The 13,533-nt window shown below is 73.5% G+C and carries 13 protein-coding genes; 2 read left to right on the plus strand and 11 right to left on the minus strand.

Annotated features, from left to right (window positions below; translation table 11 throughout):
- Nucleotides 1-4: 4 nt before the first annotated feature.
- The 6 genes from V3T34_RS21540 to hslV all read right to left on the minus strand — a co-directional run bounded on the left by V3T34_RS21540 (nt 5) and on the right by hslV (nt 6,322).
- The gene (locus tag V3T34_RS21540) at nt 5-1,471 is read right to left on the minus strand and encodes a YcjX family GTP-binding protein (protein ID WP_091886872.1); all 1,467 of its coding nucleotides are present in this window, start codon (nt 1,469-1,471) and stop codon (nt 5-7) included.
- Nucleotides 1,472-1,534: 63 nt separating this feature from the next.
- Nucleotides 1,535-2,686 (minus strand): hypothetical protein, encoded by a 1,152-nt coding sequence (locus V3T34_RS21545; RefSeq protein ID WP_407942750.1) that lies wholly within the window; start codon nt 2,684-2,686, stop codon nt 1,535-1,537.
- 142 nt (nt 2,687-2,828) lie between these two features.
- A complete protein-coding gene (locus V3T34_RS21550; RefSeq protein ID WP_091755018.1) occupies nt 2,829-3,347 on the minus strand; it encodes a SixA phosphatase family protein in 519 nt (172 codons plus the stop codon).
- A 4-nt stretch (nt 3,348-3,351) separates the two neighbouring features.
- Nucleotides 3,352-4,197: an AAA family ATPase gene (locus tag V3T34_RS21555; protein WP_060846171.1), complete on the minus strand. Its 846-nt coding sequence runs from the start codon at nt 4,195-4,197 to the stop codon at nt 3,352-3,354.
- A gap of 219 nt (nt 4,198-4,416) precedes the next feature.
- Nucleotides 4,417-5,730 carry an ATP-dependent protease ATPase subunit HslU gene (gene hslU / locus V3T34_RS21560; RefSeq protein ID WP_060846172.1) on the minus strand — a complete coding sequence of 438 codons (1,314 nt, stop codon included), beginning with the start codon at nt 5,728-5,730 and terminating at the stop codon, nt 4,417-4,419.
- A 61-nt stretch (nt 5,731-5,791) separates the two neighbouring features.
- A complete protein-coding gene (gene hslV / locus V3T34_RS21565) occupies nt 5,792-6,322 on the minus strand; it encodes an ATP-dependent protease subunit HslV (protein WP_060849237.1) in 531 nt (176 codons plus the stop codon).
- A gap of 222 nt (nt 6,323-6,544) precedes the next feature.
- Here hslV and V3T34_RS21570 point away from each other — a divergent pair, with 222 nt between their 5' ends.
- Complete coding sequence (locus V3T34_RS21570; RefSeq protein WP_305079427.1) at nt 6,545-7,057, plus strand: P-loop nucleotide/nucleoside kinase family protein; 513 nt, start codon at nt 6,545-6,547, stop codon at nt 7,055-7,057.
- Nucleotides 7,058-7,308: 251 nt separating this feature from the next.
- Here the strand turns inward: V3T34_RS21570 and V3T34_RS21575 are convergent, their stop codons facing one another.
- Nucleotides 7,309-8,598, minus strand: coding sequence for an OprO/OprP family phosphate-selective porin (locus V3T34_RS21575; protein WP_305079428.1), 1,290 nt, complete (start codon nt 8,596-8,598; stop codon nt 7,309-7,311).
- 189 nt (nt 8,599-8,787) lie between these two features.
- On the opposite strand from V3T34_RS21575, the gene V3T34_RS21580 reads away from it, so the two are divergent.
- A complete protein-coding gene (locus V3T34_RS21580) occupies nt 8,788-9,858 on the plus strand; it encodes a YncE family protein (RefSeq protein ID WP_305079429.1) in 1,071 nt (356 codons plus the stop codon).
- Nucleotides 9,859-9,897: 39 nt separating this feature from the next.
- On the opposite strand, the gene V3T34_RS21585 is transcribed toward V3T34_RS21580, so the two are convergent.
- The 4 genes from V3T34_RS21585 to V3T34_RS21600 all read right to left on the minus strand — a co-directional run bounded on the left by V3T34_RS21585 (nt 9,898) and on the right by V3T34_RS21600 (nt 13,517).
- Nucleotides 9,898-11,010, minus strand: a complete 1,113-nt coding sequence (locus tag V3T34_RS21585) for a hypothetical protein (protein ID WP_305079430.1) — start codon at nt 11,008-11,010, stop codon at nt 9,898-9,900.
- Between the two features lie 136 nt (nt 11,011-11,146).
- On the minus strand, nt 11,147-12,529 hold the full coding sequence (locus tag V3T34_RS21590) for a DUF3095 domain-containing protein (protein ID WP_305079431.1): 1,383 nt from the start codon (nt 12,527-12,529) through the stop codon (nt 11,147-11,149).
- 207 nt (nt 12,530-12,736) lie between these two features.
- The gene (locus V3T34_RS21595; RefSeq protein ID WP_236012505.1) at nt 12,737-12,994 is read right to left on the minus strand and encodes a DUF2312 domain-containing protein; all 258 of its coding nucleotides are present in this window, start codon (nt 12,992-12,994) and stop codon (nt 12,737-12,739) included.
- Between the two features lie 217 nt (nt 12,995-13,211).
- On the minus strand, nt 13,212-13,517 hold the full coding sequence (locus tag V3T34_RS21600; RefSeq protein ID WP_048429439.1) for a DUF1244 domain-containing protein: 306 nt from the start codon (nt 13,515-13,517) through the stop codon (nt 13,212-13,214).
- Nucleotides 13,518-13,533: the final 16 nt, after the last annotated feature.

Here is a 13,533-nt window from a genome sequence, read left to right on the forward strand (position 1 = left end):
GCCCTCAGGCGAGGCGGTCGCCGATCAGGAAGTTCAGGGCGCGGTCGAGCCGGATCTGCGGCAGGCGACCCGGGCGGCCCAGCGCATCGCGAGGGACGGCCGGCGGGCGGAAGCGCGGGAAGCGCAGCGAGCCCGGGGTCACCGCGCCCTCCAGCACCGCCTCCGGCCGCTCCGGCAACTCGCCCGGGAAGATCGCGGCCTCGGTCTCGCCGTCGAAGGTCTCGCCGTCGATGCTCTCGCCGGCCTCCGGCGTGCCGGCCACCGCCCGGAAGCTCGCCGGCCCGTCATGCACCACGGTCTCGCGGGTCGAGCGCACGGAGGCGAGCGCCTGGGTGCTGACATGGGCGCCCGCGGCCTCGGTGCGGCGCAGGGAACGGGCGACGAGGAGGCGCAGCAGCGCGTCGAGCCGGTCGTGGCTCGCGTGGTGGAGGTGGTCGGCCTTGGTGGCGGCGAACAGGATCCTGTCGGCCCGCGGTGCGAAGAGCCGCGACAGGACGGTGTTGCGCCCGACCCGCAGGCTCATCAGCACCCGGTCGAGGGCCTCCTCGAGCTCGGCGAGCGCCGCCGCCCCGGCATCGACCGCGGCCAGCACGTCGACCAGCACGATCTGCCGGTCGATGCGCTGGAAATGGTCGCGGAAGAACGGCGTCACCACCCGGCTCTTGTAGGCCTCGAAGCGGCGCTGCATCAGGCCGCCCAGGCTGTCGGGGTTGACCGGCCCGTCGAGGATCAGCGGCGCGAAGGTCAGCGCCGGCGAGCCGGCGAGGTCGCCCGGCATCAGGAAGCGGCCCGGCGGCGTGGTCGCCACCGCCTCGGGGCCGGCGCGCACCGCGGCGAGGTAGGTGGTGAAGGCCTCGCTCGCCCGCTCGGCCACGACCTCGTCGAGGGGCTGGTTGGGGTCGAGGGCCCGCAGGGAGGCGAGCCAGGGCGCGGCCATCGCGGCCCGGCCGGGGCGCTCGGCGGCGACGATCGTCTCGCGCGACCAGCCCTCGTAGGTCTGCTCGATGAGGGCGAGGTCGAGCAGCCACTCGCCCGGGTAGTCGACGATGTCGACCATCAGGCTCGCCGGTCCGGTGCGCCAGCCGCTCTTGCGCTCGTAGTCGATCTCGAGGCGCAGCTGGCTGATCCGGTCGGTCGAGCGCGGCCAGCGCCGCGCCTCGGTCAGCGCCGCGAGGTGATCCTCGTAGGAGAAGCGCGGCACCGCGTCGTCGGGCTGGGGCACCAGGCGGGCCCGGCGCAGGCGCCCCTCCTGCGAGGCGCGCAAGGCCGGCAGCGGGTGCAGGCCGGTGAGCTGGTGCACGAGCGCGGTGGTGAACACCGTCTTGCCCGACCGGGCGAGGCCGGTGACGCCGAGGCGCACCGTCGGCTGGACCAGAAGGTCGTTCGAGGCCTCGGCCAGGGAGCGCGTGGCCTCCGTGACGGATTTGACGAGGGAGCCGGCACGCGCGGCGAAATCGGTCAGGGGCGGCACGCGGATACGCTCTCGCTTGGTCTGGTCCGGGAGGTGGCGCGGGGAGCGGGCTTCCGCAAGGGCTCAGGGCGCCGCTGGAGGGCCGGCCTCGGCCTGCCGGCGCGCGGCCGTCCGCTCCGCATCCGCCCGCGCGATCGCCGCGGCGACGAGGGCCGGGCTCGCCCGCAGCGCGCCGAGCTCGACCGACGACATCGCCAGGAGGACGGGCGCGAGGCGCGGGGTGGCGCGGCCGTCCGCCGTGAACAGCTCGAGATCGTCGCCGGGCTTGACGCCGACGCTGCCGGCGATGCGGGCGGCATAGGCCTGGATGCGGACCTCGTCGGAGCCGCAGAGGGGCGCGGGCGGGCGCAAGGCCGGCGGCAGCGACGAGGCCGGCACGGCGGCGAGCGTCGGCAGGGCGGCGGCCTCCGCGGCCAGCCGCGCGCCGTCGAGGATCCGGCCCGGCTCGACCGACCCGCCGGTCGAGCCGGTGGCGCGCGGCGCCTCGCCGATGCCGGTGGCGATGGTGGGGAGCGCCGCCGCCGTGACGGCCCGCACCGGCCGGCGCGGCCGGCCCTGCATCCGGGCGAGCGCCGACCAGGGCTGGACTCGCAAGGGGTTGCCGGCGACCGGGCGGGCGGGCGCCGCCGGGCGGGGCATCCGAGCGACCCGCCGGGGCGCCCCGCCCCGGCCGTGGCTGGCGAGGAAGCGCGCCCGCAGGGTGCGGCCGAGGCCCTGCGGCGCCAGGGCGGCGAGAACCGGGGAGGCCGGGACCGCGGCCGTGTGCCCCGGCGCGGCGCGGGACGCGACCGGGCCCGCGCATTCCGCCGGAGCCCAGCGCCGGACGATGGCGAGCGCCGAGCGGCGCCCGTACTCGCCGTAATAGCGCCGGAGCAGCGACACGGCGGCGTCGGCCCCGTGCCCGGCGGTGGCAAAGCCGGTATGGCCCTCCTGGTCGCCGCCGATCTCGCCGTCCCAGCGCGCCCGCTTGATGCACCAGTAGTTGTTGAGCTTGACGCAGCGCGCCACGAAGGCCGGATCGGCCGGTGCCGCCCAGGCGGTCCAGGCGAGCGAGAGCGGCATCAGCCCGTCCCTGGTCTCGCCGCGCCAGTTCGACACCGCCCGCGCCTCCGGGCGGTAGACCGGCGCCTCGCGCGCCGGTGCCGCGAGGGCGGCGGCCGCGGCGAGCCCGTCCCGGACCCCGTCGGACAAGCGCGTCGCGCCGTCCCGGGCCAGGCCGGCGGCGTCCTGCGCGGCGGGACCGGCCGCGAGGCTCAGGGCGAGAAAGGCGGTGAGGATCACGGGGCCCACGGGTCTCCGGTCGCGGCTCGGCTCTCACAAACGGCCGTGGGGCGATCCGGTTCGCCGCAGCCCGCCCTCACTCGTCCTCGCCGTGCCCCAGGGTCTTGGGCGTCACGAACCGCTCGACCTCGCCCTCCCCGGCCTCGACCTCGCCCCACGCCGTCGCGGGCAGGTCGATCACCGCGATTCCCGCCGTCGGGTACTTCCTGGTCAGGGCGCGGCGCGCGTCGCCGGGCTTCGACAGCAGCCGGGCGAGGTCCTGGAAGCCGGGATTGTGGCCGATCATCAAGGCGGTCGCGACCTCGTCCGGGATGCTCCGCACGACGTCGAGGAGACGCGAGACCGGCGCCTCGTAGATCTGCGGCACGGTCTCGTCCGGGACGGTCCCGAGGGCCGGCCGGACGAGGTCCCAGGTCTCCTGCGTGCGCCGGGCCGGCGAGACCAGCACCCGGTCGGGGATCAGGCCCTCCGCCGCCAGGTAGGCGGCGATCTTCGGGGCGGCCTCCCGCCCGCGCGGGGCGAGCGGCCGGTCGATGTCGGACGCGCCGTCCGGCCAGTCGGACTTGGCGTGGCGCAGGAGGATCAGGCGGCGCATGGCTCTAGCGTCCCTCGCGGCGGCTCAGGAAGGCGAGCTTCTCGAACAGCCCGACATCCTGCTCGTTCTTCAGGAGCGCCCCGTGCAACGGCGGGATCAGCTTGCGGGGGTCGCGCTCGCGCAATTGCTCGGGGCCGATATCCTCGGCCATCAGCAGCTTGAGCCAGTCGAGGAGCTCGGAGGTCGAGGGCTTCTTCTTGAGGCCGGGGGCCTCGCGCACCTCGAAGAAGACCCGCAGGGCCTCCTCGACGAGGCGCTGCTTGATGCCCGGATAGTGCACGTCGACGATGGCTTTCAGCGTGTCGGCGTCCGGGAACTTGATGTAGTGGAAGAAGCAGCGGCGCAGGAAGGCGTCCGGCAGCTCCTTCTCGTTGTTCGAGGTGATGATGACGATGGGGCGGCGCGCCGCCCGGACCGTCTCGCCGGTCTCGTAGACGTGGAACTCCATCCGGTCGAGCTCGAGCAGGAGGTCGTTCGGGAACTCGATGTCGGCCTTGTCGATCTCGTCGATGAGGAGCACCGGCCGCTCGGGCGCCGTGAAGGCGTCCCACAGCTTGCCGCGGCGGATGTAGTTGGCGATGTCGGAGACCCGCGGGTCGCCGAGCTGCGAGTCGCGCAGGCGCGAGACCGCGTCGTACTCGTAGAGGCCCTGCTGCGCCTTGGTGGTCGACTTGATGTGCCAGGTCAGCAGCGGGGCGCCCAGGCCCCGGGCGATCTCCTCCGCCAGCACGGTCTTGCCGGTACCCGGCTCGCCCTTGACGAGGAGCGGCCGCTCCAGGGTAATGGCGGCGTTGACCGCGATGGTCAGGTCGCCGGTGGCGACGTAGTTCTCGGTTCCGGTGAAGCGCATCGGGCTCGTGTCACGTCGTTCGAGGATCCGGTCCGACCCTATGCGGGGACGGCCGTGCTGGCGAGACCCGCCCTGGAGGTTCGCCCGGGCGCCGGGGCACCCGGGCGGCCCGGTTCATGCGAAATCCGATCGATTGCCGCGCGATGCGGATTTCGGCTTCGCTCAAGCGCCGCGCCGGCTGCTGATACAAGATCCGGAAGCGATCTTCCGGATCTCGTATCAGAGGATGAACCGGCTCAGATCCGCGTTCTGCGCCAGGCTCTCGACCCGGTCGCGGACGTAAGTCGCGTCGATCGTCACCGTCTCGCCGGAGCGGTCGGGGGCGGTGAACGACACGTCGTCGAGCACCCGCTCCAGCACCGTCTGGAGCCGGCGCGCGCCGATATTCTCGACGGACGAGTTCACGTCGACGGCGACCTTGGCGAGCGCGTCGATCGCGTCCGCGGTGAAGTCGATCGTGACGCCCTCCGTGGCCATCAGGGCGACCGCCTGCTTGGTCAGGCTCGCCTCGGTCTCGGTCAGGATGCGGCGGAAATCGTCGACGGTGAGCGGGCTCAGCTCGACCCGGATCGGCAGGCGCCCCTGCAGCTCCGGCAGCAGGTCGGAGGGCTTCGAGACGTGGAAGGCGCCGCTGGCGATGAACAGGATGTGGTCGGTCTTCACCGGCCCGTGCTTGGTCGCCACCGTGGTGCCTTCGATGAGCGGCAGCAGGTCGCGCTGCACGCCCTCGCGCGAGACGTCGGCGCCCGAGCGCCCTTCCCGGGCGCAGATCTTGTCGATCTCGTCGAGAAAGACGATGCCGTTGTCCTGCACGTCGCGCAGCGCCTCCTGCACCACGCCGTCCTGGTCGAGGAGCTTGTCGGATTCCTCGTTGATCAGCGGCCCGTGGGCGTCCCGCACGGTCATGCGGCGCGGCTTGCCCTTCTGGTTGCCCAGCGCCTTGCCGAGCATGTCGCCGAGGTTGATCGCCCCCATGGCGGCACCCGGCATGCCCGGGATCTCGAACATCGGCATCCCCTGGGGGGCGCCGCCGGCCAGTTCGAGCTCGACCTCCTTGTCGTCGAGCTCGCCGGCGCGCAGGCGCTTGCGGAAGGCGTCGCGGGTGGCCTGGCTCGCGGTCGGGCCGACGAGGGCGTCGAGCACGCGGTTCTCGGCCGCGGCCTCGGCCTGGGCCTGGACGCCGCGGCGCTTCTCCTCGCGCTTCAAGCCGATGCCGATCTCGACGAGGTCGCGCACGATCTGCTCGACGTCGCGGCCGACATAGCCCACTTCCGTGAACTTCGTCGCCTCGACCTTCAGGAACGGCGCGCCGGCGAGCCGCGCCAGGCGGCGCGAGATCTCGGTCTTGCCGCAGCCGGTCGGGCCGATCATCAGGATGTTCTTGGGCGCTACCTCCTCGCGGAGCGGGCCCTGGAGCTGCTGGCGGCGCCAGCGGTTGCGCAGCGCGATCGCGACCGCGCGCTTCGCGTCGCCCTGGCCGACGATGTAGCGGTCGAGCTCGGAAACGATTTCGCGGGGGGAAAAGGTGGTCATGAGGCTCTTCTGGCGGGCCCGCGGCCCTGTGCGAGGGAGGTGAGGTCCGGGCGGTCCGCCGTCAGGCGGCGTCCAGGCTCTCGATCACCAGGCTGCCGTTGGTGTAGACGCAGATCTCGGCGGCGATCCGCATGGCGCGGCGCACGATCGCCTCGGCGTCGAGCTCCTGCTCCTCCAGCGCCCGGGCGGCGGCGAGCGCGTAGTTGCCGCCCGACCCGATCGCCATCACGCCGCCCTCGGGCTCCAGCACGTCGCCGGCGCCCGACAGGAGCAGGCTCACGTCCTTGTCGGCGACCAGCATCATCGCCTCGAGGCGGCGCAGGTAGCGGTCGGTCCGCCAGTCCTTGGTGAGCTCCACGCAGGCGCGGGTGAGCTGGCCCGGATACTGCTCGAGCTTGGCTTCCAGCCGCTCGAACAGCGTGAAGGCGTCGGCGGTGGCGCCGGCAAACCCCCCGATCACCGACCCCTTGGCCAGCCGCCGGACCTTGCGGGCATTGCCCTTGACGATGGTCTGGCCGAGGCTGACCTGCCCGTCGCCCCCGATCACCACCCGGCCGCCCTTGCGCACCATCAGGATCGTCGTCGCATGCATGCGGGGGGCGCCCCCCGCGTCGTCGTTGGCCAAGGATGTCTCTCCGGGCAGGCTGTCTTCGTCGTACTGCGGCGTAGGTGGGGGCTGCGGGGGCATTCGTCCAGCCGGGCGGGCAAGGGGCAACGATCCGGAGGGCAGGCTACCGGCCCGACGTTGGTCGACGTGGTACAACGAGGTCGACGAGCGGTCCGCGTCCGCCTTCCACCATCGCGAGCCTGCGCCATGCTGATCGTGTTCGCCGGCCTGCCCGGGACCGGAAAGACGACGATCTCCCGCGCCGTCGCCGAAACCCTCGCGGCGACGCATCTGCGCGTCGACATCATCGAGCAGGCGATCCGGGATGCAGGCGTCCTGGCGGGCCCTGTCGGCGCGTCCGGCTACGCGGTGGCCCAGGCGCTCGCGGGCGCGAATCTCGGCGAGGGGCGGGTCGTCGTGGCCGATTGCGTCAACCCGGTCGCGGCCAGCCGCGAGGGGTGGCGGGCGGTGGCGACCCGGGCCGCCGTGCGGTTGATCGAGGTCGAGGTCGTGTGCTCGGACGCGCAAGAGCATCGCCGCCGTGTCGAGGGGCGGGTTTCCGACATTCGCGGCTTCGTCCTACCGTCGTGGGACATGATTCTGCGCCTCGACTACGAGCCGTGGGACCGGCCGCGTTTCGTCGTCGATAGCGCGGCCCTGTCGCCCTTCGAGGCGGTCGCGGCCGTGCAGCGGATCGCGGCGCCAGACGGGCCGACGTGAGCCCTGAGGGACGGGCCGGGCAGAGCGCGTGATGAGCTCACGACGTGGCAGGGGTGCCGAGAGGCACGAGGCGCGCTCGCGCCGCCTGTCCGCCCGATGGATCCGACGAACGATGGGTGCTGGTCCCTACCGGCGCTTTTGCGCGAGGATCCCCGGTCCCGAACGGGGCCGGCAGGATCCGTCGTCGGTCGCCGTCGAGGCCCATCGAATGCGGGACGGCCGATCGCCGCTCTCCCCGGTCGCGGAATCCGTCACCAGTAGAGCTGCGCCCGCCCGATGAACGCGTCCGCGTCGATCGTCCGGCGGTTGAAGTTCAGGCTCGCCGGCGAGGGCGAGGTGTGGGAGCGGACGTAGTCGAACACGAAGCGGATGTTGCGGTCCGGGTACCAGTTCACGCCGGCGGTGAAGTCCTGCTCGATGCCGCCGCGGATGGCGCGGTCCTCGAGGTCGATGGCGCTGTAGCGCAGCCCCAGCTCAAACACCCCGGTGCCGCCGCGGCTGACGCGCTGCGCCTCCTCGACCTCCACGCCGCCGAACACCGCGTACTCGGTGGCGTATTTCGGCGCGATCGCGTAGCGCCGTCCCTTGCCGTTGAGGAGCAGGCCGGCCTGGATGTAGCCGCCCTGGAAGGTCAGGGACGGCGCCCCGCCCGAGCGGCCGATCTCGGTCAGGATGTACTCGGCCTGGAGCCGGAACGGCCCGGCCTGCCAGGCGGCCTCGAGCCCGATGCGGCCGATGCTCGCCGCGTCGCGGATGGCGCCGGTGTTGACGAACTGGCGCGCGAACAGGAACGCCTCGGAGCGGCTCGACAGGGTGAGCGCGCTGCCGTCGTTCGGCAGCGAGCGGTAGCTGCCGGCGACTCCGACATGCAGCACGTCGTTGCCGTCCTGGCTCAGGTAGGGCGCGTAGGTCAGGCGGGTGGTCGAGGCGACGCCCTGGTCGCCGATGGCGGCGTTGTTGATGTTGCCGCCGAACACGCTCGTCACCGCGGTCCAGCGTTCGCCGTGGGTGCCGATCGCGAAGCCGAAGTTGCGCGCCGGCGCGAAGGCGTCGGCGAGCGAGCGCTCGGTGAACAGGGTGTTGTTGTCCGAGATCAGCTGGTCGAGGCTGAACGGCTCCTTCATGTTGCCGATCGCCACGATGACGTTTTGGAAGCCCTTGTAGGCGACGACCGCGTCGTTGATCGGCCGGTTCGGTTCGGCGAAATCGTACTGGAAGGCGAGCTCCAGTTCCTTGCCGAGCGTCAGGTAGCTCTCGATCCAGGAGCGGCGCACGGCGATCGGGGTGTCGAACACCGTGCCGAAGCCGCGCTGCTGCACCCGCCCGGTGCCGAAATCGAGCTGGAGCCGCCCGCCGATCCGCAGGGTCGCGGCGTCGTCGGGAAACTTCAGGGTGATGCCCTTCTCGTCGATGGTCAGCGTCTCGCCGAAGGGGCCGGGCGGGCCCTCGACCGCGCCGGCGGGCAGGCTCGCGCAGCAGGCGAGCAGGAGAACGGCGATCGGCCAGGACGGGCGCGACGGCGGGCGTTTGCGGTGAGACATGGCCGGCTCCTCGCGGCTGATATGCCGGAGGCTGCGCGTTATTCCATGACGGGGCTGCGACCTCCGGTGGATCCGGCCCTGTTCGCCGGCCGGTGTGGCGCACCCGCCACGTCCAGGCGAGCCGCCGCGTGGGTGGGGCGAACCGTGACGCGACGGCGGGGTTGTGTCGGGGACGATCGAGGAACCGCCATGCCCCCCGCCATCGACCGCCGTCTCTGCCTGTCGGGCCTCGCCGCCCTCGCCCTCGGACCGCTGACCGGCGCCGCCCGCGCGCAGGGCGCGGCCCCTCAAGGCACGCCCGTGCAAGCCGCACCCATGCAGGGCGCGGCCGGCCGGTCCGACACCCTCCTGGTGATGGAGAAGGGCGACCACGCCCTGAGCTTCTACGAGCTCGCCAGCGGCCGGCGCACCGGGCGGGTCGAGCTGCCGGGGGAGTACCCGCACGAATTCGTCGTCGACCGGGCCGGGACCCGCGCCTACGTGGCGCTCTACGGCGCCAAGTCCTCGACCACGCCGGGCCCGGGGGGCGATGCCGTCTACGTCGTCGATCTCGCCGCCCGCAGCCTCGCCCGCACGATCGATTGCGGGCCGTTCCGGCGCCTGCACGGGATCCGCCTCGATGCGAGGGACCGGCTCATGGTGCTGAGCGAGGACCGCGACGTGCTCCTCGGCATCGACGCGCCGGAGCGGGCCGAGCGGCCGGACCGGGCGGTGGCGACCGGCGGCATCAAGGGCCACCTCTTCTCGCTGTCGCGGGACGGCGAGACGGCCTACGTCGCCAACATCCTGTCGAACACCGTGAGCCGGGTGCGGCCCTTCGCGCCCGCGGAGGCGCCCCGCATCGCCGCCACCGGCCCGTGGCCGGAGGGCAACGCGCTCTCTCCGGACGAGGCGACGCTCTACGTCGCCCACCGCCGCGGCGCGACGCTGGCGGCGCTCGCCACCGAGGCGATGACGGTGACCCGCAGCGTGCCGACGCGGGGCGACGTGGTGCGGGTCGATTGCGGGCCGGAGGGCGACCTGATCCTGGCCAACTACGCCGAGAAGAGCCTGTCGCTGCTCGATCCCGCACTCAAGGAGATGGCGGTCGTGCCGCTCGGGGCTGCGCCGGTGGCGCTCGCCCGCCACCCGTCGAGCCCGCTGGCCTTCGCGGCCCTGGAGGACGACCGGATCGCGGTGGTCGATCTCGAGGGCCGTCGGGTCCAGGGCACCCTCGCCACCGGGCGCGAGCCCGACGTGATGGTGCTGCTGCCCGGATGATCGATGACCGGGCCCCGCGCCGCGGGGTCCGGCTCCGGATCAGGCCGCCCGCATCGGGCGCTTCGGCGGCTCGAACACCGTCGCGTAGTGGGTGCGGCACCAGCGCTTGCCGGTGAGCACGCGGCAGCCGCAGACGCGCTTGGTCTCGATCGCGGTGCCGTCGCCGTCGGCCCAGAGCGGGAAGGTGCAGTCGAGGAGGCCGGCCTTGAGGAACAGCACGCCCTCGCCGCCATCGGCCGCCGCCGCCGGTACCCGGCGGGACATCGGCAGGGCGACGACGCTGCCCTCGGACGGGGGCGCCATCAGCCCCGGCGCCGCGGCGGGCTCCTGGAATGCGGGCTCGCGAACCGCCGGCGCCTCGACGGCGCGCGGCAGCGGGGCTTGCGCCCGCGGCGCCTCGGGCTGCGGGGCGGCCGGCTTGACGACCGGCGCGGCGGCGACCGCGGGCTTCGCCGCGGCGGGGCTCGCGGCCCGCGCGACCGGCGCGGCCTTGCGGGCCGGCGCCGGCGCCTTGTTGGCGGCGAGGAACGCCCGGGTGGCCTCCTCGAGGGCGCGCGCGCTCATCACCGGCGCCTCGGCGCGGGCGGGCTCGGCGGCCGGCTTTGCCGGGACGGGCTTGTCGGCGACGACCGGCTTGGTGACGACCGGCTTGGCCGCCACCGGCTTGTCCTGCGGCGCCTTGGCGGGGGCCGGCTTCGCGGCGGCCGCCGGGGCAGCCTTAGCGAGTTCGGCCTTGGCGGGTTCGGCTCGGGTGGGCTCGGCCTTGGAGACGTGCACCCTGGCGGGGGCGGCCGCCGCGGGCTGCAGGGTGGAGGGCAGGATCCGCGACGGCAGGATCCGGGGAGCGGCCTTGGCGGGCTCGGTGCCGGCCTGGGCCTTCGCGGCCTCGCTCCGGGCGGGCTCGACCTTGATGGCCGGTTCCGCCTTCGCGAGAGCGACGGCCTGTGCCGGGGCTTCCGGCTTGGGCTGGGCGGCCGCCGTCTGGGCGGCTGCCTTGGCCTGCTGGCGCGCCAGGGCGGCCTGCGCCACCCGGCCGATCACGTCGGCCACCGACGTGCCGATCACGCCGGCGATCTCCGCCGGGTCATGTCCCTCGATCCACAGCGCGACCGCCTTCTCGGTCGCCTCAGCCGTCCACACCGCGTCGTTCATTTCCAAAGAGGCTCGTTCCAGTTCGAATCGGAAAGGCGGGATATACGGTGAGTCTCCTCACCAAGTCCCTTCTCATGACGCAGGGGTGGGATGCGACCGATCGCCAGCCCGCGCGGAGCGCGGCCACGCTCGTGCCTCAAACCGCCGCCCCGCGCATGACGGCGTCGGCCGATTCTGCCACGGGTGGCACGCCGTCGACGAGGTTGCTCGCCGCGTCCCCGGTTTTCAAGGCGTCTTTGGCCTGAGCGGTGCCCTCGGCGTCCGGGGCGTTCACGCCGTCCTTGGCCTTTAGGGCATCCTTGGCCTTCAGCGCCTGGGCGGCCCGGGCATAGCCCCCGTCCTCGCCGTCGACGAAGTGGACGTGGTCGCGCAACGCCGCCACCGGGGTGATGCAGGTGGTGAGCGCCGCGCCCTGGCGGTGCAGGCCGAACCGCACCAGGCCTGCCGCCTCCGCCGCCTCCAGCCGCGCCTCGATCCGCGCCGCAAGGTCGGGGCTGCAATCGAGGGTCATGCGCAGGCCGTCGTCGTATTTGCGGAAGTCGGTGTTGGCGACCAATTCGTCGAGATAGCGCGGCGCCGAGAAGCCGCCGAGCCGCAGGCCGAGGCGGAAGATCAGGTGGCCGACCAGCGTCGCGCCCAGGACGTGCAGGCGGCGCAAGGCCAGCGAGCCCTTGAGCGGTCCCCGCGCCCGCACCTCGTGGGCGAGGCCCGGCGGCGGCCAGCGCAGGCGCGGCCCGCCCGGCGGCAGAGGGTGGCCGCGGGCCGGCGCCTCGCCGGCCAGCCGCACGACGTCGGCGATCGCCGCGCGGGCCGCCGTCCGGTCGGCGCCGTCGGCCGCGACCACCAGGACCGACAGGATCAGGCCGTGCCGGGCGCGCGCCGGCTCGAACCGGCAAGTCAGGCCGGTGAGGTCCGGCTGGGTGCCGGGCGGCGCCGGCGCCACGGCATGGAGCCCGCGCTTGAGCACCCGTTCGGCATAGGCGAGGCCCCCGCCCATGAACATCGCGTAGGCGACGTCCGGCGAGGGCGCGTAGCGCGCCACCTCCACGGCGTGGCCGGCGGCGCGGATCTCCCGGACCGGCACCAGGGCGGCCCGCAGGTTCAAGGCCATCGCGTCGCGGGCCCAGGCCACCGTGGCGGCGAGCGCCGCCCGGGCCGCCGCCTCCTCGTCGGGCGCGATCAGGACGCTCGCCCCGTCGCCCCCGAACACGAACGGCAGCTCACGCCGGTCCAGGGCGTTGCGCAGGGCGGCGATCACCGCCGCCCCGGCGAAGTTCACCGCCCGGTAGCGCCCCGCCGCGATGGCACCGGTGGAATCGACCACGTCGGTCACCGCCACCCACCAGCCGTCCGGCACGGGGCGGTACTGCGCGTCGTCGAGCACGCTCAGGAAGTCCGTCGCCGGGGTGAGGTCGGCGTAGCGGAAGCCCTCGGCCGCCGAGGACGTGCCGAGGGGCGCCGCTATGGGCGCGGCGGCACGAGGGGTGGCGTCGGGCGTCGTGGGTATCGCGGTCTCCATCCGTCCCGAACGTCCGGGCCCGCGGCTCTGGTTCCCCGCGCGGGCGTATCGGCGGGGTGATACGGCGGTGAGCGCCCGAAACGGGACGAGCGCGGATCGTCTCCTCTCCGCGGAGAGAGAACCGATCCGCGCCTCGCATCCCGGCGGGCCAGCCGGAGCGGCGCGAGCCCTCAGGCCCGGCCCGGGCCCCGAGGTCCCGTACGGGGCCTACGCCATGCCGAGGGCCTGCATGTAGAGCTCGAGGATGGCCTCCTCCTCCTGGCGCTCCGAATGGTCCTTCTTGCGCAGGCGCAGGATGGTGCGGACCGCCTTCACGTCGAAGCCGCGGCCCTTGAGCTCCAGCATCACGTCCTTGATGTCGCCCTGGAGGCCGGCCTTCTCCTCCTCCAGGCGCTCGATGCGCTCGATGAACTGCTTGAGCTCCTCGGCGGCGACGCCCGACGAGGCGACGTCGGCATCCGGCATGCTGTGCGCGTTCATTCACGAATCTCCTTGCCGACGGGTCCGGTGCCGCCGCGGGCGGACGCGGCCATCAGGCACCCCAACCCACTGACGGATGGCGGCCTTCGCGGCACGCCTTCCCGGATCTTGATAGATGCGCAACCTTACCGAGTTCTTGCGCGACCGGGGCCGGGCGAGGCTCCGGAGCGCCTCGCCCTCCCCCCGGCGCCGGCGGAAGTTTTCAGTGCTTCTCCGCCCGCGCCGCGAAGGCCGCCGCCTGCTCGGGGGTCGCCTCGTTCTGGTGACGCGCCTTCCACTCGTCGTAGGGCATGCCGTAGACGTGCTCGCGGCTCTGGTCCTTGGTGAGGGCCAGGCCGCGGGCGTCGGCAGCGTCTTTCAGCCAGTTCGACAGGCAGTTGCGGCAGAAGCCCGCCAGATTCATCAGGTCGATGTTCTGCACGTCGGTGCGCCCCTGCAGGTGCGAGACCAGGCGGCGGAAGACCGCGGCCTCGAGCTCGGTGCGCGTGGTGTCGTCGATGCCGTCCATCGGAAGTTCCTCTCGG

Source organism: Methylobacterium ajmalii, from assembly GCF_036448855.1.
GTDB lineage: Bacteria > Pseudomonadota > Alphaproteobacteria > Rhizobiales > Beijerinckiaceae > Methylobacterium > Methylobacterium ajmalii.